Genomic DNA, 20,005 nt, shown 5'->3' on the forward strand with positions numbered 1-20,005 from the left:
ACGTTGCGCAACGTGGCTCCAGCCGGACGGTATTCCACGAAGGCGGTTTCTCATTGGCTCCGGGGCGTACGCGACGCGCCGATCCACACTCCTCAACAGGGGTGGGCAAGGATCCATTCCCGGCCCTGCCGGACGTGACCGGGTTCACCCGCCGTCGTGGGCATGGTGGGCCGTGCCGGCCGCCTGCGTCACGTCGTGCACCTCGTCGGCGCCGACCACCACGAACTGTCCCATCATGCCGCTGTCCTCGTGTTTGAGCAGGTGACAGTGGTACATGTACGGCATCGCCGGATCGGTGTGGCTACCGAACGGAACGAGCAGACGCACGGTCGCCGCCGGCGGGACGAAGACGGTGTCCTTGCGACCGGCCAGGGACGGATGGTCGGGACTCACCCCGGTCATGCCGAGGATCTCGAACTGCACGTCGTGGATGTGGAAGTTGTGGATCGTGCCGCTGACGTTGCGCACCTCCCACAGTTCGGTGGTGCCGGCGACGACCACCTCGTCGATCCGGCCCATGTCCATCTTGCGATCGTTGATGGTCGTCGACGAGGTCAGGTCGATGCGGCGGGTGCTGCTCGGTTCCCCGAGCTCCGGAAGGGTGGTCAGCCTCTCCGGGATCGCGGCCGACGATCCGAGGACGGGTGCCGCCCGCAGCTCGAGGACGTCCATGCGGTCGTCGCCACCGGAGAAGCGGTCCTGCCAGAAGCCGGCCTTCAGCTCGGGCGGGGTGCTGCGCAGCACGTGCCTCGAACCTGCTTCCGGCCGGACGATGATCTCGGCACGCTCACCCGGCGACAGCCGGAGACTGCGGACGGCCCGCGGCTCCTCGAGCAGACCACCGTCGCTGCCGACGACGAGGAACGGCATCCCGGTGTCGAACGAGAAGTTGTAGACGCGCGCGTTCGACGCGTTGAGCACCCGGAGCCGGACCGTCTCGGTGCCGACGTCCAGGAACGGCCGCGGTGTGCCGTTGACGAGGATCTCGTCGCCGAGCGTGCCGACGTCGGCGAAGATCGCGTTGCTGTCGTCGAGCTGGTCGCCGTCGAACTTCCGGTCCTGGACGACGAGGGGGATGTCGTCGACCCCGTAGTCGTGGGGGAGCGGCGACGTGCCGGGCTCGTCGATCAGGAACATGCCCGCGACGCCCCGGTACACGTGCGCGGCGGTGGAACCGTGCAGGTGCGGGTGGTACCAGAGGGTCGCGGCCGGTTGATCGACGGTCCAGTACGGCGACCATGTCGTTCCGGGCTCGATCGGCTGGTGCGGTCCGCCGTCCATCGCCGCGGGCAGGTGCATGCCGTGCCAGTGCATCGTGCTCGTCTCGCCGAGTTCGTTCGTGACGTTCACGCGCACGTTCTCGCCGCGCACGGCGCGGAGGGTGGGTCCGAGATAGCTGCCGTTCACGCCCCATGTCCGGGTGTCGGGGCCGTGCCCGAGGTCGGTCGTGCCGCGCTGCATGGTCAGGTCGAACACGCGCGTGCCGTCGGCGTCGACGGTGCCCGACTCGACGGGAGGGATGCGCAGGGCGGTGTCGAAGTCGACGCGTCCGGTGGTGTCGAGCGCGCGCGTGGTCCACGCGTGGACGGCCAGGCCACCGATGACCGCCACGAACGCGATGAAGAGCACGAAGGGTATGGCGAGCAGGCGCACCAGGAGTTTCACGACACCCATGCTCGTTCTCCCGCACCGTCGGCACATCCGGCGTGGCACCGGATTTCGTGGTGGGGGAGAACCCTGACGGAACCTCAGGAAACGCTGTGCAGGCGTGCCGCCTGCCGCACGAGATGGTCGCGTTCGGGCACGCTGGTCGCCAGGTGCGCGGCCTCGGCGTAGAGCCGGGCCGCCGTCGCGGTGTCGCCGGCGCGTTCGTGGAGATACGCCGCGGCCGCCGTGTACCGGGGCAGGCTGGGGTCGAGCTCGGCCATTGCTGCGAGACCGGCGTGGGGTCCGTCGGCCTCACCGACCGCGACGGCACGGTTGAGACGGGCCACCGGGTTGTCGGTGAACCGCAGGAGCTCGTCGTACCACTCGACGATCTGCACCCAGTCGGTCTCCTCCGCGGTACGCGCGTCGGCATGCAGGGCGGCGACGGCGGCCTGCGCCTGGAACTCGCCGAGCCGGTCGCGGGCGAGCGCGGCCTGCAGGATCTCCACGCCCTCCGAGATCAGACGCGTGTCCCACAGGCTGCGATCCTGTTCGGTGAGGGGAACGAGACTGCCGTCCGGCCGGATGCGCGCCGCTCGCCGGGCGTGGTGGAGCAGCATCAGCGCGAGCAGACCCGACACCTCCGGGTGATCGATCACCGCTGCCAGCCGGCGCGTGAGCCGGACGGCCTCGGTGGCCAGGTCGACGTCACCCGAATAGCCCTCGTTGAACACGAGATAGAGCACCCGCAGCACCGTCGCGACGTCGCCCGGCCGATCCAGCCGGACGTCCGCGATCGTGCGCTTGGCCCGGCTGATGCGTTGGGCCATCGTCGCCTCCGGGACGAGATAGGCCTGCGCGATCTGCCGGGTGGTCAGCCCACCGACGGCCCGCAGGGTGAGCGCGACCGCCGAGCCGGGCGTGAGCGACGGGTGGGCACACAGGAAGTACAACGCGAGCGTGTCGTCCACCGGTGTGCCCGGACCGGGCCGGGGCTCGGTGTCGACGAGGATCTCGCGGCGTCGGCGGGACGCATCGGCGCGCACGGTGTCGAGGAATCTGCGCCACGCCACTGCGACCAGCCAGCCCTTCGGGTCGCGCGGCGGATCCTCCGGCCACACCCGCAGGGCTTCGACGAGCGCGTCCTGCACGGCATCCTCGGCCGACGCGAAATCCGCTCCGCGGTGGACGAGGATGCCGATCACGGTGGGGACGAGCGTGCGCAGCAACGCGTCGTCCATATCTCACTCCGTGACGGTCGGCGGTTCGGACATGAACGGGCGCACCTCGAGCCATTCGTGGATCGGCTTCCCACCGGCTCCCGGCGCGGCCGACAGTTCGGCAGCCAGTTCCAGTGCCCGGTCGTAGCCGTCGACGTCGATCACCATCCACCCGGCGATGAGATCCTTCGTCTCCGGGAACGGCCCGTCGGTGACCGGGGGACGTCCCTCACCGTCGTAGCGGACGAAGGCACCCTCCGGGGAGAGCGCCTGCGCGTCGACGAACTCACCGGTGCTCTCGAGACGGGCGGCGAAATCCTGCATGTACCGGATGTGGGCCGACACCTCCTCCGGCTCCCACTGATCCATGGGGACGTCGTTCACCGCTGCCGGGGCGCCGCGGTAATGCTTGAGCAGCAGGTACTTGGCCATGATGTTCTCCTCCGTGCGGTACGGCCCATTGTGGCCGCGTTCATGGAGGAGACGGAGTCGCTTCCGGATTCTCGACATCCCTCCGCGAACGATTCGAGGTTAGGGTCGCGGCATGCGTATTCATCTCGGACCGGGCCACGACGAACACCTCGCCGCCGCGATCGTCTCCGGCGGTGGAACTCTCTCCGAACTGGACGAGGCCGACGCCCTGGTGTGGGACGGCAGCGCCGAGGAGTTCCCGGATCTGCCCGACCGGGTCCGCTGGGTGCAGCTCACCTACGCGGGTATCGAACCGTTCTTCCGGGCGGGCGTGATCGACGATCGGCGGCTGTGGGCGAATGCGTCCGGCGTGTACGCCGACAATGTGGCCGAGTACGCGGTGGGAGCGCTGCTCGTGGGGTTGCGGCAGTTCCACGCCTCGGTCGCCGCGAAGCGGTGGACCAAGGACGTTCTCGACCCGCGGGTGCGGACCCTCCACGGCTCGACGGTGGCCATCGTCGGATGCGGCGGTATCGGCCGGGCGATGATCCCGCGCCTGCATGCCCTCGGCGCGGACGTCGTCGCGGTCAATCGTTCGGGGCGTCCCGTCGATGGCGCGAAGGTCACGCTGCCGGCCGACCGCACCTCGGAGGTGTGGTCGATGGCCGATCACTTCGTCGTCGCCGCACCCGCGACCGCCGAGACCGATCATCTCGTCGACGCCGCCGCGCTCGCGGCGATGCCCGGGTCGGCGTGGCTCGTGAACGTCGCGCGGGGCAACCTCGTCGACACCGACGCGCTGGTGAAGGCTCTCGGAGACGGCGCGATCGCCGGGGCGGTCCTCGACGTGACCGATCCCGAACCGTTGCCCGACGGTCATCCGCTGTGGGATCTCGACAACGCCGTGATCACGCCGCACATCGCCAACACGCGCAGTCGGCTGACACAGACGTTCGCGCCGACCCTCGAGGAGAACGTGCGCCGGTTCGTCGCGGGCGAGGAGTTGATCGCCCGGGTCGATCCGAACGCGGGTTACTGAGGCCGTTCGGCCGCCTTCTTGATCGCGGACAGGCGACGGTCCCAACCGGCCCCCACCGCGTCGATCGCACGCCCGACCGCGCTCAGCCGCGATCCGACGGCGGAGAAACGGATCTCCCGCCCGGCGCGCTCGGAGGTCACGAGACCGCACCGTTCGAGCACCGCCAGATGCTTGGCGATGGCCTGACGGGAGACCGTGAACTCGGCCGCGAGACCGGACGCCGACGCCGGAGACCGGCCCAGTCGCTGCAGAATGCGCCAGCGGGTGTCGTCGGCCAGGGCCGCGAAGACGGGATGCAGGTCGGCGGAGAACTCAGCGTCGGGCAACGCTTCCGTCCTTCTCGAGATGGTGCTTGGCGATCTCCAGTTCGGTGGTCCAGCCGCGGGAGTTCTCCTCGAAGCGGGTGCGGCGTTCGCTCACGTCGCCGGGCAGGGAGTCGAATCCGGTTTCCGTGACGCGCAATTCGGTCGTGCCGGTGTCGAGCGCGGTGAGCCGGAACTCGACGAGGGTCGACGGACTGTCGGGATCGGTGTGGTCGGCGAGCCAGCGGAAGGCCGCGTAGTGCGGTTCGTCGAGGGTCACGGTGCGGAAGACGAAGGCGCCGTGGACCGGATCGTGCACGGTGGTGAGATCTCCGTCGTGTTCGAGGCGGTGCTCGGTCCACTCGTTGTCGTTGATGTACCAACCGGGTTCGGCCACGAGTGTCCACACCCGGTCCACAGGGGCGTCGATGGTGATGTCGCGTTCGATGCGGTCGAGTTCGTCGGTCATGATTGCCTCCTTCGATGGGAATGCAACTCCAGGGTTGCACCTGATCCCTGATGGCGCAACCCCCTGGTTGCAGTCGATCGTGCAGTTCTCGTCGCGACACGCCGGGATGCGTCGACGAGAACTGCACGCGTTCGAACGTCTTGTTCGAACATATGTGCGATACTGAACCGGTCGAGGAGGTGTCGGAGTGGGATGGGGAAACGGTCCGCCGACCTGGTCGGAGATGGAGCGTGTGCTCTCGGGACGACCCGGCACTTCCCGTCGCGATGCCGAACATCCCGGCGACGGGAGCGACAGCCCGGCGTGGTCGCGCACCCGCACCGAGTACGAGGCGCGGGTCCGACGTCCGGAAGGACCGGTCGTGCCCTACGCCGAACTGCACGCCCACTCCGCGTTCAGCTTCCTCGACGGTGCCTCCACGCCGGAGGAACTCGCCGAGGAGGCGGCACGACTCGGACTCGAGGCCCTCGCGGTGACCGACCACGACGGACTGTACGGAGCGGTGCGATTCGCCGAAGCCGCACGCGAACTCGGCATCCGCACCGTCTTCGGAGCCGAGCTGGGCCTCGACGATGCGCACCTGCTCGTCCTCGCCCGCGGTCAGGAGGGCTATCGACGCCTGTCGCGGCAGATCGCCGACGCCCACCTCGCAGGAGGGGAGAAGAACAACCCGAGGTACGACTACGACGCGCTCACCGACGCCGCCGGTGGGCACTGGCAGATCCTCACCGGTTGTCGTCGGGGGCACCTGCGACAGGCGCTCACCACGGGCGGGATCCCCGCCGCCGAAGCAGCATTGCTCGATCTCGTCGACCGGTTCGGTGCCGACCGCGTGACCGTCGAACTCACCCGTCACGGATATCCCGACGACCACGAACGCAACGCAGCCCTCTTCGAACTTGCCGCGCGACATGGCATTCCGTGCATCGCGAGCACGGCGGCGCACTTCGCGCATCCCCATCGGCGACGTCTGGCGATGGCCGTGGCGGCGATCTCCGACCGGCAGAGCCTCGACGACGCCGTCGGCCGGATCCCCCCGACCGGAGGCGGGCACCTGCGGTCGGGGGAGGAGATGACGCGGCTGTTCGAGGCCTTTCCGGGTGTCGTGCACCATGCCGCCGAACTCGGTCGTGAATGCGCCTTCGATCTGCGTCTCGTCGCCCCGAAACTGCCGCCCTTCGATGTTCCCGACGGGCACACCGAGTTCACCTGGCTGCGCGAACTCACCTACGACGGGGCGCGTCGCCGCTACGGTCCGGTCGAGCGCCGCCCCGACGCCTATCGGCAGATCGAACACGAACTCGACGTCGTCGGCCGGCTGGGATTCCCGGGATACTTCCTCGTCGTCCACGACATCGTCGACTTCTGCAAGCGGAGCGACATCCTCTGCCAGGGACGAGGATCGGCCGCCAACTCGGCGGTCTGCTACGCGATCGGCATCACCAACGTCGACCCCGTCGGCAACAAGCTGCTGTTCGAACGCTTCCTGTCGCCCGAACGCGACGGCCCACCCGACATCGACCTCGACATCGAATCCGACCGGCGCGAGGAGGCGATCCAGTACGTCTACCGCAAGTACGGCCGCATCAATGCGGCGCAGGTCGCGAACGTCATCACCTACCGCGGTCGTTCCGCCGTCCGCGACATGGCCCGTGCTCTCGGATACTCGCAGGGACAGCAGGACGCGTGGAGCAAGCTGATCGGCCGGTGGGGTGGGGTGCGGGTAGAGACCGACGAACGGATCCCGGAGACGGTTCTCGATCTCGCCGAACAGATCGAAGGTCTCCCACGGCATCTCGGCATCCACTCGGGCGGCATGGTGATCTGCGACCGGCCCGTCGCCGACGTGTGCCCCGTCGAATGGGCGCGAATGGAAGGACGCACCGTTCTGCAGTGGGACAAGGACGACTGTGCTGCAGCGGGTCTCGTGAAGTTCGATCTGCTCGGCCTCGGCATGCTCTCCGCGTTGCACTACATGATCGACCTCGTCGACGAACACGAAGGCATCCGAGTCGATCTCGCGCACCTCGACCTCTCCGAGCCGGGGGTCTACGAGATGTTGTGCCGCGCCGACTCGGTGGGTGTCTTCCAGGTGGAGTCGCGGGCGCAGATGGCCACTCTGCCGCGGTTGAAGCCGCGCTGCTTCTACGATCTGGTCATCGAGGTGGCCATCATCCGGCCCGGCCCGATCCAGGGCGGTTCGGTGCACCCCTACATCCGGCGGCGCAACGGTCTCGAACCCGTCACCTACGACCATCCGTGCCTCGAGAAGGCCCTCGAACGCACCCTCGGTGTTCCGCTCTTCCAGGAACAGCTCATGCAGATGGCCGTCGACGCCGCGGGATTCACCGCGGCGGAGGCCGACCGGTTGCGTCGCGCCATGGGATCGAAACGGTCGACGGAGAAGATGGAGCGTCTGCGGGGACGCCTCTATCAGGGCATGCGGGACCTGCACGGCATCACGGGGGACGTCGCCGACCGCATCTACGAGAAGCTCTACGCCTTCGCGAATTTCGGTTTCCCCGAAAGTCATTCGCAGAGCTTCGCCTCGCTGGTGTTCTATTCGGCGTGGTTCAAACTGCACCATCCCGCAGCGTTCTGCGCGGGTCTGCTGCGTGCTCAGCCGATGGGTTTCTACTCGCCGCAATCGCTGGTCGCCGATGCCCGCCGTCACGGTGTGGTCGTCCACGGCCCCGACATCGGGGCGAGCCTCGCGCACGCCACCCTCGAGAACGAAGGGCGAGAGGTCCGGCTCGGCCTGGCGACGGTGCGGCACATCGGCGACGACCTCGCCGAACGCATCGTGACCGAACGCAGTGCCCACGGCCCGTACACCTCGCCCGCCGACCTCGCCGCCCGCGTCGGTCTCACCACCGCGCAGGTCGAGGCACTGGCCACCGCGGGAGCGTTCTCCTCGTTCGGTGTCACCCGCCGCGAAGCCCTCTGGGGTGCGGCTCCGGCGGCGGCACAACGCCCCGGCCGGCTTCCTGGGATCGGGACGGTGCCGGCTCCGGCCCTGCCGGGCATGAGCGCTCTCGAACTCGCCGCCGCCGACGTCTGGGCCACGGGAATCTCGCCCGACAGCTATCCGACGCAGTTCCTGCGCGAGAGGCTCGACGAACTCGGGGTGATCCCGGCCGCGGACCTGCTGCAGGTCCCCGACGGGACACGCATCCTCGTCGGCGGGGCCGTGACCCACCGGCAGCGACCGGCGACCGCCGCCGGTGTCACCTTCCTCAACCTCGAGGACGAGACCGGAATGGTGAACGTGGTGTGCTCGGTCGGTCTGTGGGCGCGTTACCGGACCGTGGCCCACACGGCTCCCGCCCTGCTCGTTCGCGGCCGACTCCAGAATGCCGAGGGGGTGGTCACGCTCCTCGCCGACCATCTCGAAGCCATGGATCTGCGAATGCCGAGCAGATCACGCGACTTTCGCTAGCATCGCCGAGTGTGAAACGCCTGTCGCTGGTGTCGTTGGCTCTGTTCGCGCTGGTCGTCACCGGCTGCGACGAGGGTGGGGGAGGCGAGGGCTCCTCGGCCTCCGCGCCTGCGATCTCGGCACCCGCGATCGTCGACGGCGGTCTCCGCGAGTCGCAACCCGTCGAGGAGTCCGACCGCAAGGAGGTCGTCACCGGCTACCTCGAGATGGATGCCGGCGATCCCGTGGCGACGGGCCGCCGGGTCGTGACGGTCGTCGAGGAGGCCGGTGGGCGCGTCGACTCGCTCACCGAGCAACCCGAGGCGAGCAGCGTGCTCACGGTGCGGGTGCCCGCCGACCGACTCGACGAGGTCGTCGACGAGATCCGCACGCTCGGCCGAGTCACCAGCCTGAGCACCACTCGCGACGACGTGACGATGCAGTACACCGACCTCGAAGCCCGAGTGGGTGCGTTGCGGGCCTCGGTGGACCGCCTGCGCGCGCTGCTCGAGTCGTCGGCGGACGTCGAAGCGCTGATCGCTGCAGAGACCGCGCTGGCCGAACGACAAGCCGAACTCGACAGTCTCGAGGCGCAGCGACGTCAGCTGGGCGACCGGATCGAACTGTCCACGCTCACCGTCGACATCACCACCGATCGTCTTCCCTCCGAGCAGGACAGTTTCTGGGACGGGCTGGTCGCGGGATGGAACAGTCTGTGGGCCGCGCTGGGGGCAGCGGTGGTCGGTATCGGCGCCGCGCTACCGTGGGTGGCGTTCCTGTTCGTGTGTGCAGGTGTCCTCTACCTGGTCATCCGGCTCATCACCCGACGGGGACGTTCGTCCGGAACCACCGGGACGCCCGATACCGAGAGGACCGACAGCGATGCGTGAGGTCGACCTGGCCGCACTCGAATCCGCGCTCACCGACGGGGCGACCGTCATCGACGTGCGTGAACGCGACGAATACGCCCAGGTGCGCGTACCCGGCGTCACGAACATCCCGCTCAGCGAGTTCGTCGCGCGGATCGACGAGATCCCCACCGAGGGCACCGTCTACGTCGTCTGCGCCGTGGGTGGCCGCAGCCTGCAGGCCGCGCAGTATCTCGCCGGTCGCGGTGTCGACGCCGTGTCCGTCGCGGGCGGCACCGACGGATGGGCCCGCTCGGGTCGTCCGGTGGAGAGCGGCGCCTAAAACCCTCCGGGGAAACCGTGCTGTCGCCACGCCTCGTAACAGGCGACGGCTGCGGCGTTCGACAGATTCAGCGAACGCCGCCCGGGCAGCATGGGGATACGGATCTGCTCGGTGATGTGCGGGTCGGCGAGCACCTCGGGCGACAGCCCGGTCGGTTCGGGTCCGAACAACAGCACGTCGCCGGCCCGGTACTCGATCTCCGCGTAGCTCGACGTGCCGTGCGCGGTGAACGCGAACACCCGCTCGGGGGCCAGCGCCGCCCATGCGGCGTCGAGACTGCTGTGCACGGTGACCGACGCGAGGTCGTGGTAGTCGAGGCCCGCGCGGCGCAGCTTCGGCTCGGACAGGTCGAAACCGAGTGGTTCCACCAGGTGCAGTTCCGCGCCGGTCGCGGCGACCATGCGTATGGCATTGCCGGTGTTGGGGGGAATGCGCGGCTCGTGGAACATCACTCTGAACACGATGCAGGTTAACAAGTCGGCACTGTGTGTCCCGGCTCGCACGCCCCTTCCACCTGCCTCGGTGAGGTTCCGAATTGTCGGTGTAACAAACCGATCGGTACCGGCGACGTTCTGCGGAACGCATTCCTCAGAACGGATCGAGCATGAATCCTCCTGCCGGTTGGCATCCCGACCCCTATGACCCGTCCATCGATCGCTACTGGGACGGTCAGCAGTGGACGAACCAGACCAGGCCCAAGGGCAGCGGCGACCCCACACAGGTGTTCGGGGCTGTCGGCCAGGGTGGCAATCCTCCTGCCGGAGGCGGGCAGAAGCGGCGCAAGTGGCCGTGGGTGCTCGGCGCCGGCCTCGTCGGACTCGTCGCGCTCGGCGCCGCTGTCGGTGAGGAGGAACCGAAGACGGAAACCACCTCGGTGGTGTCCACGACGAGCAGTTCGGCGGCTCCGACCACGACGACGGCGAAGCCCACCACAACGTCGCCCCGGACGACGACATCGGCGCCCACCACGACCTCCGACTCGCCTGCCGTGGTGCCGTTGGTTCCCCAGGTCGGAACGACCGTCGTGGAAACGACGACGGAGTACACCCCGCCGCCCGCTCCCGCGTACACCCCGCCGGCGACGACGGAGTACACGCCGCCCCCGACGCCCGAGTACACCCCGCCGCCGGTGACGCAGTACACGCCCCCGCCCGCTCCTGCGTACACGCCGCCTCCGTCTCCTGCTCAGCAATCGGGTGGCACTGTGCACGGCGGTTCGTTCTGTTCCACCCCAGGTGCCACTGGAGTCACGACCAAGGGGACTCCGATGGTGTGCGCTCCCGGCTCGGATGGCCGGGACCGTTGGCAGTCACCGAATTAGAACCACCCGTCGACGTCAGTGCACCGGCGCTCGGCGGATCATTGTGCGCAGCCTGAGCGGAACCGGTGACAGTCCGGAAGTGCCCGTGATCGAGTGGCGTGGACCCGAATTCCGCTGGAACCGAAAGGCGAACTCCGCCCGATGTCGCACGGCACCGTCGAAACCCCGTACACCGCAGCCGAGAATCGTTACGAGACGATTCCCTACCGTCGCTCGGGGCGGTCCGGGCTCGACCTGCCGGCCTTCTCGTTCGGGCTGTGGCAGAAGTTCGGCACCGACTACCCCTTCGAGACGCAGCGGGAGATCATCCTCCACGCCTTCGACCTCGGCATCACCCACTTCGACAACGCCGACCGGTACGGTCCGCCGCACCGTGCCGCGCAGAAGAACTTCGGCCGGATCCTCGGCAAGGACCTCGCGCCCTACCGGGACGAGATCATCCTGTCGACGAAGGCCGGCAATCCGATCGGTCCCGGTCCCTACCAGAAGGGCGGGTCGCGCAAGTCGCTGCTGGGCTCGCTCGAGCACAGCCTGCGTGATCTCGGCACCGACTACGTCGACATCTTCTACAGCCACAGCCCGGACCTGTCGACGCCGCTCGAGGAGACCGTCGGGGCACTCGTCTCCGCCGTCGAGCAGGGGAAGGCGCTCTACGTCGGCATCTCGAACTACCAACCGGATCGTGCGCACGAGGCCGCGACACTTCTGCGGGAAGCCGGCGTCCCACTACTCGTTCACCAGCCGCGCTACTCGATCTTCGACCGCAGCATCGAGCAGAACGGTCTGCTCGACGCGGCCGAGCAGGACGGTTTCGGCCTCGTCGTGTATTCGCCGCTCGCACAGGGACTTCTGACCGACAAGTATCTCGAGACCATTCCGGACGGTGCGCGAGCGGTGGACAGCGCGTTCCTCTCCCCGGACGTGATCGACGAGACCTACCGGCAGCGCGTCACAGAACTCGACAAGCTCGCCCGGTCGCGTGGGCAGTCGCTGGCCCAGCTGGCGCTGCAGTGGGTGCTCCGGCAGCCGGCGGTGACCTCGGCGCTCGTCGGCGCGAGCTCTACCTGGCAGCTCGACCACAACCTCGAGGCGCTGAGCTTCCCGCCGCTCACCGAGGACGAACTCGCCGTCATCGACGAGTACGGCGTCCACGGCACCGGGCTCGGTCTCTGACACGACCGCCATGCGGCTCTATGAGAACCTGGGATTCACGTTGCGCGAGCGATTCGCGCTGACCCGCGTGCTCACACCGTCGGCGTAGCCGGGGGACGCGTGTTTTCATTCTCGTGTCGGGTTCGATATTCGGTCGACTGCGGGAGATGTCATGGGATCACCGGTAGCGACGTACGTCTCGGCGGTACGCAGCTTCTCGGAGCTGGTCCGTACCGTGCCGGAGGATCGCTGGGACGGTCCGGGCCTGGGTGAATGGAACCTCCGAGCGCTGATCGGCCACACCTCGCGCTCGTTGACGACCGTCACGACCTATCTGGACGGTCCCGCCGACACCGAGGACCTCGCGAGCGCGGAGCAGTACTACGTCCACGTCAAGGAACTGACCTCGGTCCTCGGCGCGGACGACATCGTCGAACGTGGACGGCGTGCCGGTGCCGACCTCGGTGACGACCCGGTGGCGACGATCGATGCCCTCTCGACCGCGGTGATCGACCGGCTCGGTGCCGGCGAGGACCGTCTGCTCCGCGTGATCGGGGACAAGGGGATCCGGTTGCACTCCTATCTGCCGACGCGCACCTTCGAACTCGCCGTTCACGGTCTCGACATCGCAGCTGCCGCAGGTATCCCTTACGAGCCTCCGGCCGACGTCCTCGAAGAGGCAACCCTGCTCGCCACAAGGATCGCGCTGGCATTCGGCGACGGTACGACCGTGCTGCGGGCATTGACCGGACGGACGTCGCTGCCGGATGGCTATTCCGTCATGTGAGCGGAGAAGTTCAGTGCGGCCGGGGTCGGAACATCGAATCCTCCAGCAGCGCAAGCGCGGATGCCGGCGCCGTTTGTCACGCGGATCTCCGATCGGATGTGGCCCTGAGCGGTAACTGGTTCAATCGAGAGGCACGAGCAGCGGGCGACCCGGGAGAGAACCATCGCGATGACACGCCGACGCGGAATCCGACTGGCCGCGCGGGATGCGCTCCACGTCTTCGTGGGGGACACCGACCCCGAAGCCCCGCCGCCGACCATGGTGAGTTTCTACGTGTTCGACGCCCGGGCAGGCGAGGCTCCGATCCGTACCCGTGAAGACGCCGTCACCTGGATCGGGGAACGTCTGCATCGCACACCGGCGCTCACCCGACGTCTGCACCGCGTGCCGGCGGACCTCGACTTCCCCTACTGGGTGGAGACGGACGTCGACCCGGACGACCACGTCCGGTACGAGACGATCGGACCGACCTCGCGCAGCGAATTGCATCGGATGCTCGCGTCGACGAAGGAACGCCGTCTCGATCTGTCCGCACCGCCGTGGGAAGTGCACGTCCTGACCGATATTCGCGGCGTCGAGGACCTCCCCGAGGGCGCCACGATCGTCGCGCTGCTCCTGCACCACTCGGTGACCGACGGGCTCGGAGCCGTCGAGATCGCTCGTGCGCTGCTCGACGATCCGTCTGCCACCCCTTCGGCGGGAGGACGAGTTGTCGCCGTACCCGGAACGGTCCGCGCGGCGGCAGCCTTGCCCTTCCGGTACGCGAGGATGCTCCCGGCCCTGGTCGCAGCACGTCGCGCTCGACGAGCGCTGGGTGGTCTCACCGCCTCGGGGGAGATCACCACGCCCCGGCCGCAACGTCCCCGCACCCGCTTCGACACCGACGCCGGCGGTCCCTGGCAGCTCGGCATCGTCCGTATGCCGCTGCCGGAGGTGCGTGCCGTCGCGCGCGCCACGGACACCTCGGTGAACGACCTGCTCCTGACGGTCGTCTCGGGCGGACTTCGCGCCTACCTCGCGTCCTACGAGGAGATTCCCGCCGACTCGCCGGCGGCGATCGTTCCGGGATCGCTCCGAGACGGGGCGGGAACGGAGTCGGAGAACAAGGTCACGCTCATGTATGTCGACCTGCACCTCGACCGGACGGATCCGCGCGAGCGACTCCGCCGAGTCCACGAGTCGGCCGCTCTCGAGAAACAGCGCATCCGGCGTCCGGAGTCGGCTGCCTCCGTTGCAGCGGTGGATGCATCGCCCGCGTTCGACCTGGCGATGACGATCCGACGAGCGCACCGCAGGCGGGTGGGGCCCACGGGAGACGTGGTGCCGCTGGCCAACACCACCGTGACGAACGTGCCCCGCGGGCCGGTCGAGAGTCTCCGCTTCGGTGACAGTCCCGCCGTCGAGGCGATCGGTACTCCGATGCTCAACCGGAACTACGGTCTCGTCCACTCCGTGACGTCGCTCGGCGAGGTTCTCACCTTGTCTTTTCTGGTATCGGACTCCTGCATGCCCGACCCCGGGCAGTACGAGCGGTATCTCGCCGAGGCCTTTGCGGAACTGTCCCGGGACTGCCTGCCTCCGGGCGCCCGGACGGTTTCCGGTACCGGCCGCGATTCGACGCCGGACGGGCGCCTGGAAGAATGAACGACGTGACTGCGACGATCCTGGACGGCAAAGCAACCCGCGACGAAATCTTCGAGGACCTGAAGGTCCGCGTGGATGCGCTGAAGGCCAAGGGCGTCACGCCCGGCCTCGGCACGATCCTCGTCGGCGACGATCCGGGATCCGCGGCCTATGTGCGCGGCAAGCACAACGACTGCGCGAAGGTCGGCATCACGTCGATCCGCAAGGATCTGCCCGCCGACATCACCCAGGAGCAGCTGTTCGAGGCGATAGACGAGCTCAACGCCGATCCCGCCTGCACCGGCTACATCGTGCAGCTCCCGCTGCCGAAGCATCTCGACGAGAACGCGGCGCTCGAGCGCATGGATCCGGGCAAGGACGCCGACGGACTGCACCCGGTCAACCTCGGCCGGCTCGTGCTCGGCAAGGAGGCTCCGCTGCCCTGCACGCCGCGCGGCATCATCCACCTGCTGCGCCGCTACGACGTGGAGATCGCCGGCGCGCACGTGGTGGTGGTCGGTCGTGGCGTCACCGTCGGTCGCCCGATCGGTCTGCTGCTGACCCGTCGTTCGGAGAACGCGACGGTCACCCTCTGCCACACCGGCACCCGTGATCTCGCTGCAGAGGTGCGTCGCGCCGACATCATCGTCGCAGCCGCAGGTGTTCCCGGCCTGGTGACGGCGGACATGGTCAAGCCCGGCGCCGCGGTGCTGGACGTGGGTGTCTCCCGCACTGAGGACGGACTGCGCGGCGACGTCGCCGCCGACGTGCGCGAGGTCGCGGGCTTCGTGTCCCCGAACCCCGGTGGCGTCGGACCGCTGACCCGCGCCTTCCTCCTGACCAACGTCGTGGAGCGGGCCGAGCAGCTCGCGTCCCGATAAGCGGGTCGACGACCCCGGGAGACGAGATGGCTCAGGCTCTGCGATTCACGCGTCTGAACCTGCCGCTGCTCGCGGTCACCCTGGTGATCGCGGCAGCGGTGATCCTGGTGATCGCCGACCGGTGGCGACGCGGAGCGTTCGTCTTCGGCGGCGCCACCATCCTCGCCGGCCTGTTCCGCTGGGCTCTCGACGAGGACAAGGTCGGTGTCCTCGCGGTACGCGGCAAGACGTTCGATGTCGTCTCGATGATGGTCGTCGGCGGAATCGTCGTGGCGCTCGCCGCGTCGATCGACCCGCTGGGAACCGACTAGCCCTCGGCGAGCTTCATCAGTTCGACGAGGAGCTTCGCGACCTCGTCGGCCTCGGTGAGGAATCCGTCGTGCCCGTCGCGGGAGACGAGCACACGCAGGTCGCCCGATCCCGGGAGCAGATCCGCGATCTCCTGCTGCAGGCGCAGCGGATACAGCCGGTCGGAGTCGACGCCGGCGACGATCGTCGGGACCGGGGTGGACGCGAGTGCGGCCTCGACGCCGCCGCGTCCGCGCCCGACGTCGTGCCGGTTCATCACGTCGGACAACACCACATAGGTACCGGGATCGAAGCGCGCGACGAGCTTGCGCGCCTGGTGCTCGAGATAGCTCTGCACGGCGTACCGGCCGCCGCGCCACGGGTCCTCGTCGTCCTGGGGGAGATTCCCGAAGCGCGTGTCGAGTTCGAGTTCGGTCCGGTAGGTGAGGTGCGCGATGGTCCGGGCGATGGCGAGCCCGGCTTCGGGACGCCGCCCCGTGCCGTAGTAGTCGCCGCCCTGCCAGTCGGGGTCGGCCGTGATGGCAGCCATCTGCGCGCTCTGGGTGCCGATCTGGTCGGCGGTCGCGCGGGCACCGGTGGCGAGGACGAGCGACGCCCGCACCCGCTCCGGGTACGCGATGATCCACTCGAGGGTGCGCATGCCGCCCATCGACCCGCCGGTCACGGCGGCGAGGACGTCGATGCCGAGCCTGTCGAGCAGCGCAACCTCGGCCGCCACCTGGTCGCGCACGGTGATCAGCGGAAAGCGGGATCCCCAGGCCTTGCCGTCGGGTGCGGTGCTGCCGGGGCCGGTGGAGCCGCGGCACCCGCCGAGGATGTTCGTCGAGACCACGCACCAGCGATCGGTGTCGATCGGAGCGCCCGGGCCGACCATGCCCGACCACCAACCGGGGGACGGATGGTCCGGTCCGGCGGGGCCGGTGACGTGCGAGTCGCCGGTGAGGGCGTGTTCGACGAGCACCACGTTGTCGCGGGCGGGGGACAGTTCGCCCCACCTCTGCACGGCGATCGTGACGTTCGGCAGCGTCTCGCCGCTCTCGAGCGCGAGATCGCCGATGTCGATGGTGTCGAGGCGTCCGTCCGACGGGGGCAGTTCGACGCGACGCCGCTCGGTGCCCGCCGTCAAGAGATGACCGCCTCGAGGCTCGCGGTGGGCTGGCAGCGCCGGCTGCGGATGTCGGTCATCGTGTCCTTCCGGCGGTGATGGGAGGTGTGATCGTGGCTTGCGTGCGACAGCACATCATCATCTCAGTCCTCCCGACAACAGGCTTGTCGGTGGGGTTCCACCGACCGTGTCATCACCCGGAGCACCCCACCCCGGTCGGAGGGTTGCCGGCCAGCAAGCCGGGGCTTGACGCTGGCACTCATGACTTTCCCGGCAGTCTAGCGACTCTCCGTCGCAGGGTCCTATGCACCCTCTGAACATCCCTGACCAGCAGGAAAGTTACCGGTCGGTAGGGCGTGGGGGTGGGACGAGGCGCTTTGCGGTCATCGGCAATAGCAGTACGCTTGTCATGTTTGGCCGCGGTCCAGGACGTGGACACGGCCATGCTCGCTGCTCGCGAGCCGACGGCGATCGCACCCACAAAGTGCGGTCGATTGGGGACCTACAGAAACGTCCTAGGAGGACACGAAGCGCATATGTCCAAGATCAAGGTTGAAGGTAAGGTCGTCGAACTCGACGGCGACGAGATGACCCGCATCATCTGGCAGTTCATCAAGGACAAGCTGATCCACCCGTACCTGGACGTGGATCTCGAGTACTACGACCTCGGCGTGGAACACCGCGACGCCACCGACGACCAGGTGACGGTCGACGCGGCGAACGCCATCAAGAAGCACAACGTCGGCGTCAAGTGCGCCACCATCACCCCCGACGAAGCGCGTGTCGAGGAATTCGGTCTGAAGAAGATGTGGCGGTCGCCCAACGGCACCATCCGTAACATCCTCGGCGGCACCATCTTCCGCGCGCCCATCATCATCTCGAACGTACCGCGTCTGGTGCCGGGCTGGACCAAGCCCGTCGTCGTCGGCCGTCACGCGTTCGGCGATCAGTACCGCGCCACCGACTTCAAGGTCGACCGCCCGGGCACCGTCACCATCACCTTCACGCCCGAGGACGGCAGCGAGCCGATCCAGCACGAGGTCTGCCGGATCCCCGAGGACGGCGGCGTCGTGATGGGTATGTACAACTACAAGAAGTCCATCCAGGACTTCGCGCGTGCATCCTTCTCCTACGGCCTGCAGCGCAACTACCCGGTCTACCTGTCGACCAAGAACACGATCCTGAAGGCCTACGACGGCATGTTCAAGGACGAGTTCCAGCGGATCTTCGACGAGGAGTTCAAGACCGAGTTCGAGGCCGCCGGTCTCACCTACGAGCACCGCCTCATCGACGACATGGTCGCATCGTCCCTCAAGTGGGAGGGCGGCTACGTCTGGGCCTGCAAGAACTACGACGGCGACGTCCAGTCCGACACCGTCGCGCAGGGCTACGGCTCGCTGGGTCTGATGACCTCCGTCCTGATGACCCCGGACGGCAAGACCGTCGAAGCGGAGGCCGCACACGGCACCGTCACCCGGCACTACCGTCAGCACCAGCAGGGCAAGCCGACGTCGACCAACCCGATCGCGTCGATCTTCGCCTGGACCCGCGGACTCGAGCACCGCGGCAAGCTGGACAACACCCCCGAGGTCATCGAGTTCGCGCAGCAGCTCGAGGACGTCGTCATCAAGACCGTCGAAGCCGGTCAGATGACCAAGGACCTCGCACTGCTCGTCGGCCCCGAGCAGGGCTGGCTGACCACCGAGGAGTTCCTCGCCGCACTCGACGAGAACCTGCAGAAGGCTCGCGCCTGATCTTCCGCTCCGTTCTCGACAGCATGTACACGGGACGCCCGAATCGGGCGTCCCGTGTCGTGTTTCCCGAGCACTCCCGGCACCGGCTACCGTTTCGTGTACCACTGTCAGTCGCATCACCGTAGGGCCCGGGAGGAGGACGGCCGTGACCACCACTGCCACCGACTCCGAAGGCCGCGGCGGAGCGCACGCCCGCCGACGGTTCTGGACGCGGGTGTGGATGCTGATGTTCGGCTCGGCGCTGGCCTACCTGCCGGTCGCCCTCGCCCCCAACCTGATCCATGCGATCGCCCGCCGCACCGACGAACTGGCCTACGACCGGTCCACGCCGGTGCGCAGCGGCGTGCTCACCACCCTCACGATGGGTGAGGCCGCCGCCGTCCTCGGGGTGCTCGCCGCCCTCGTCATTGCGCTCAATCTCATCGCGTGGTCGCTCGGCCCCGCCATCACCGCCGAGGGTTCGTCCCGATCGACCGAGGCGCTGCGCCTCGAACACCTCGAATTGTGCGGGTCGGTGTTCGGCGTCGGGGCGACGATGACCTTCGTCGCTGCGCTGCTCGACGGCCTCCCGCACTCCGTGGATCTGGCGGCGCTGCTGCTGTTCCCGGCGGTCTTCGTGATCGTGGTGCTCAGCCAGGATCTGTTCCTCGCGACCCAGCGCGGCGTCGGTGCCCGCCGTCGTCTGCGCCGGGAGGCGTCACTGCTGCGCCGACGCGAACTGCTCGCCACGGCGGCGAGGCTGCGACCGGACGACCCGCGGGTCGCCGGCCACCCCTTCGCGGCGCTCGCCATCGAACTCGCGGTCCTGGCCGTCGTCACGGTGGTGACGGGGCTCCTCATGATCGTGGTGTTCGACGACGAGTCGGGTTCCGGGCCCCTCCTGGACTCCTCGGACGTCGCTTTCGTGGTGGTCACGTCCGCGATCACGATGTTCACGGCTGTCGTCCTCGTGCTGTGGACGGTCCGCTGCTGGTTGCTCCGCCGATACGTCGGCGCGGTCCTGGCCGCGGCCCTGGGTGGCACCCTCTACGTCGTGGTCGGTGCGGGAATCGTGTGGGCGGCACTCGACGAGGACGCCGTCGCCGAGGCGATCGCCTCCGCCGCCGTCCTGTACGCCTGGATAGTGCTGCCGGCCGCCGTCCTGCTCCTCGGCACCGTCGGGGTCGGCCGTCGGGGTCGGTTCCCGGGTGTCATCGCCGCCCTGCGCGCCGCGGTGTTGCGCGAGCGGTACCGGGTGCGGCGCGCCGAGCTCGACGGTGGCCGGAGGAACGGTCGAGCGGAGGGGTCCGTCCCGCCGCTCCGTCATCTGATCGTGCGGGCGCGCACCGTCGCCCGTGTCGCTCCGGCGGACCGGACATGACGACGGGGACGTCCTC

The 20,005-nt window shown here is 68.5% G+C and carries 19 protein-coding genes, 1 pseudogene and 1 riboswitch; of the genes and pseudogenes, 12 read left to right on the forward strand and 8 right to left on the reverse strand.

Annotated elements, in window-relative coordinates:
* Positions 1-144: 144 nt before the first annotated feature.
* The 3 genes from ACNJ7K_RS12775 to ACNJ7K_RS12785 all read right to left on the reverse strand — a co-directional run bounded on the left by ACNJ7K_RS12775 (position 145) and on the right by ACNJ7K_RS12785 (position 3,299).
* Positions 145-1,674 carry a multicopper oxidase family protein gene (locus ACNJ7K_RS12775; RefSeq protein WP_455409201.1) on the reverse strand — a complete coding sequence of 510 codons (1,530 nt, stop codon included), beginning with the start codon at positions 1,672-1,674 and terminating at the stop codon, positions 145-147.
* A 74-nt stretch (positions 1,675-1,748) separates the two neighbouring features.
* Positions 1,749-2,888 (reverse strand): RNA polymerase sigma factor, encoded by a 1,140-nt coding sequence (locus tag ACNJ7K_RS12780; RefSeq protein WP_487041775.1) that lies wholly within the window; start codon positions 2,886-2,888, stop codon positions 1,749-1,751.
* 3 nt (positions 2,889-2,891) lie between these two features.
* On the reverse strand, positions 2,892-3,299 hold the full coding sequence (locus ACNJ7K_RS12785; protein ID WP_160874362.1) for a YciI family protein: 408 nt from the start codon (positions 3,297-3,299) through the stop codon (positions 2,892-2,894).
* Between the two features lie 112 nt (positions 3,300-3,411).
* Here ACNJ7K_RS12785 and ACNJ7K_RS12790 point away from each other — a divergent pair, with 112 nt between their 5' ends.
* A complete protein-coding gene (locus ACNJ7K_RS12790) occupies positions 3,412-4,317 on the forward strand; it encodes a D-isomer specific 2-hydroxyacid dehydrogenase family protein (RefSeq protein WP_258258630.1) in 906 nt (301 codons plus the stop codon).
* Here ACNJ7K_RS12790 and ACNJ7K_RS12795 read toward each other — a convergent pair.
* On the reverse strand, positions 4,311-4,643 hold the full coding sequence (locus tag ACNJ7K_RS12795) for an ArsR/SmtB family transcription factor (protein ID WP_006550100.1): 333 nt from the start codon (positions 4,641-4,643) through the stop codon (positions 4,311-4,313). The two genes, ACNJ7K_RS12790 and ACNJ7K_RS12795, sit on opposite strands and share 7 nt — an antisense overlap.
* Complete coding sequence (locus ACNJ7K_RS12800) at positions 4,630-5,088, reverse strand: SRPBCC domain-containing protein (protein ID WP_487041776.1); 459 nt, start codon at positions 5,086-5,088, stop codon at positions 4,630-4,632. The genes ACNJ7K_RS12795 and ACNJ7K_RS12800 overlap by 14 nt, the downstream gene beginning before the upstream one ends.
* 187 nt (positions 5,089-5,275) lie before the next feature.
* Here ACNJ7K_RS12800 and ACNJ7K_RS12805 point away from each other — a divergent pair, with 187 nt between their 5' ends.
* The 3 genes from ACNJ7K_RS12805 to ACNJ7K_RS12815 are packed head-to-tail and all read left to right on the forward strand — an operon-like array spanning position 5,276 to position 9,697.
* On the forward strand, positions 5,276-8,527 hold the full coding sequence (locus ACNJ7K_RS12805) for an error-prone DNA polymerase (RefSeq protein WP_487041777.1): 3,252 nt from the start codon (positions 5,276-5,278) through the stop codon (positions 8,525-8,527).
* Between the two features lie 11 nt (positions 8,528-8,538).
* Entirely contained in the window at positions 8,539-9,396 is an 858-nt protein-coding gene (locus ACNJ7K_RS12810; protein WP_159417843.1) for a DUF4349 domain-containing protein, read from the forward strand.
* Positions 9,389-9,697: a rhodanese-like domain-containing protein gene (locus tag ACNJ7K_RS12815; RefSeq protein WP_016692855.1), complete on the forward strand. Its 309-nt coding sequence runs from the start codon at positions 9,389-9,391 to the stop codon at positions 9,695-9,697. The genes ACNJ7K_RS12810 and ACNJ7K_RS12815 overlap by 8 nt, the downstream gene beginning before the upstream one ends.
* Here the strand turns inward: ACNJ7K_RS12815 and ACNJ7K_RS12820 are convergent.
* A complete protein-coding gene (locus ACNJ7K_RS12820) occupies positions 9,694-10,158 on the reverse strand; it encodes a tRNA (cytidine(34)-2'-O)-methyltransferase (RefSeq protein WP_159417844.1) in 465 nt (154 codons plus the stop codon). The genes ACNJ7K_RS12815 and ACNJ7K_RS12820 overlap by 4 nt on opposite strands.
* Positions 10,159-10,301: 143 nt before the next feature.
* Between ACNJ7K_RS12820 and ACNJ7K_RS12825 the strand changes: the two are divergent.
* Positions 10,302-10,367: pseudogene (locus tag ACNJ7K_RS12825) on the forward strand (DUF2510 domain-containing protein); the annotation flags it as partial.
* Here ACNJ7K_RS12825 and ACNJ7K_RS12830 read toward each other — a convergent pair.
* Entirely contained in the window at positions 10,367-10,864 is a 498-nt protein-coding gene (locus ACNJ7K_RS12830; RefSeq protein WP_225623854.1) for a hypothetical protein, read from the reverse strand. The pseudogene ACNJ7K_RS12825 and the gene ACNJ7K_RS12830 overlap by 1 nt on opposite strands.
* Before the next feature lie 295 nt (positions 10,865-11,159).
* On the opposite strand from ACNJ7K_RS12830, the gene ACNJ7K_RS12835 reads away from it, so the two are divergent.
* From ACNJ7K_RS12835 to ACNJ7K_RS12855, 5 genes are all read left to right on the forward strand, one after another.
* Complete coding sequence (locus ACNJ7K_RS12835) at positions 11,160-12,191, forward strand: aldo/keto reductase (protein ID WP_120283546.1); 1,032 nt, start codon at positions 11,160-11,162, stop codon at positions 12,189-12,191.
* Between the two features lie 151 nt (positions 12,192-12,342).
* The gene (locus ACNJ7K_RS12840) at positions 12,343-12,957 is read left to right on the forward strand and encodes a maleylpyruvate isomerase N-terminal domain-containing protein (RefSeq protein ID WP_120279920.1); all 615 of its coding nucleotides are present in this window, start codon (positions 12,343-12,345) and stop codon (positions 12,955-12,957) included.
* Between the two features lie 168 nt (positions 12,958-13,125).
* A complete protein-coding gene (locus ACNJ7K_RS12845; RefSeq protein ID WP_487041778.1) occupies positions 13,126-14,601 on the forward strand; it encodes a wax ester/triacylglycerol synthase domain-containing protein in 1,476 nt (491 codons plus the stop codon).
* Between the two features lie 5 nt (positions 14,602-14,606).
* A complete protein-coding gene (locus ACNJ7K_RS12850; protein WP_186455312.1) occupies positions 14,607-15,461 on the forward strand; it encodes a bifunctional methylenetetrahydrofolate dehydrogenase/methenyltetrahydrofolate cyclohydrolase in 855 nt (284 codons plus the stop codon).
* 26 nt (positions 15,462-15,487) lie between these two features.
* Complete coding sequence (locus tag ACNJ7K_RS12855) at positions 15,488-15,772, forward strand: DUF3017 domain-containing protein (protein WP_120279918.1); 285 nt, start codon at positions 15,488-15,490, stop codon at positions 15,770-15,772.
* Here ACNJ7K_RS12855 and metX read toward each other — a convergent pair.
* Complete coding sequence (gene metX, locus ACNJ7K_RS12860) at positions 15,769-16,896, reverse strand: homoserine O-acetyltransferase MetX (protein ID WP_230788688.1); 1,128 nt, start codon at positions 16,894-16,896, stop codon at positions 15,769-15,771. The genes ACNJ7K_RS12855 and metX overlap by 4 nt on opposite strands.
* A gap of 134 nt (positions 16,897-17,030) precedes the next feature.
* A riboswitch (SAM riboswitch) is annotated at positions 17,031-17,142 on the reverse strand.
* Positions 17,143-17,411: 269 nt separating this feature from the next.
* Here metX and ACNJ7K_RS12865 point away from each other — a divergent pair.
* Together ACNJ7K_RS12865 and ACNJ7K_RS12870 are read left to right on the forward strand one after the other, a co-directional pair.
* Positions 17,412-18,629, forward strand: coding sequence for an NADP-dependent isocitrate dehydrogenase (locus tag ACNJ7K_RS12865; RefSeq protein ID WP_120279916.1), 1,218 nt, complete (start codon positions 17,412-17,414; stop codon positions 18,627-18,629).
* A 145-nt stretch (positions 18,630-18,774) separates the two neighbouring features.
* Complete coding sequence (locus ACNJ7K_RS12870; RefSeq protein WP_230788690.1) at positions 18,775-19,989, forward strand: hypothetical protein; 1,215 nt, start codon at positions 18,775-18,777, stop codon at positions 19,987-19,989.
* Positions 19,990-20,005: the final 16 nt, after the last annotated feature.

It is taken from the genome of Rhodococcus shunpengi, assembly GCF_048381395.1.
Taxonomy (GTDB): domain Bacteria; phylum Actinomycetota; class Actinomycetes; order Mycobacteriales; family Mycobacteriaceae; genus Rhodococcus.

Bases quoted from the DNA above. Each gene is read 5' to 3' on its own strand.
- ACNJ7K_RS12785 (WP_160874362.1), bottom strand. From the start codon at position 3,299: ATGGCCAAGTACCTGCTGCTCAAGCATTACCGCGGCGCCCCGGCAGCG.
- ACNJ7K_RS12865 (WP_120279916.1), top strand. From the start codon at position 17,412: ATGTCCAAGATCAAGGTTGAAGGTAAGGTCGTCGAACTCGACGGCGAC.
- ACNJ7K_RS12815 (WP_016692855.1), top strand. From the start codon at position 9,389: ATGCGTGAGGTCGACCTGGCCGCACTCGAATCCGCGCTCACCGACGGG.
- ACNJ7K_RS12775 (WP_455409201.1), bottom strand. From the start codon at position 1,674: ATGGGTGTCGTGAAACTCCTGGTGCGCCTGCTCGCCATACCCTTCGTG.
- ACNJ7K_RS12855 (WP_120279918.1), top strand. From the start codon at position 15,488: ATGGCTCAGGCTCTGCGATTCACGCGTCTGAACCTGCCGCTGCTCGCG.
- ACNJ7K_RS12790 (WP_258258630.1), top strand. From the start codon at position 3,412: ATGCGTATTCATCTCGGACCGGGCCACGACGAACACCTCGCCGCCGCG.
- ACNJ7K_RS12835 (WP_120283546.1), top strand. From the start codon at position 11,160: ATGTCGCACGGCACCGTCGAAACCCCGTACACCGCAGCCGAGAATCGT.
- ACNJ7K_RS12800 (WP_487041776.1), bottom strand. From the start codon at position 5,088: ATGACCGACGAACTCGACCGCATCGAACGCGACATCACCATCGACGCC.
- ACNJ7K_RS12845 (WP_487041778.1), top strand. From the start codon at position 13,126: ATGACACGCCGACGCGGAATCCGACTGGCCGCGCGGGATGCGCTCCAC.
- ACNJ7K_RS12840 (WP_120279920.1), top strand. From the start codon at position 12,343: ATGGGATCACCGGTAGCGACGTACGTCTCGGCGGTACGCAGCTTCTCG.
- ACNJ7K_RS12780 (WP_487041775.1), bottom strand. From the start codon at position 2,888: ATGGACGACGCGTTGCTGCGCACGCTCGTCCCCACCGTGATCGGCATC.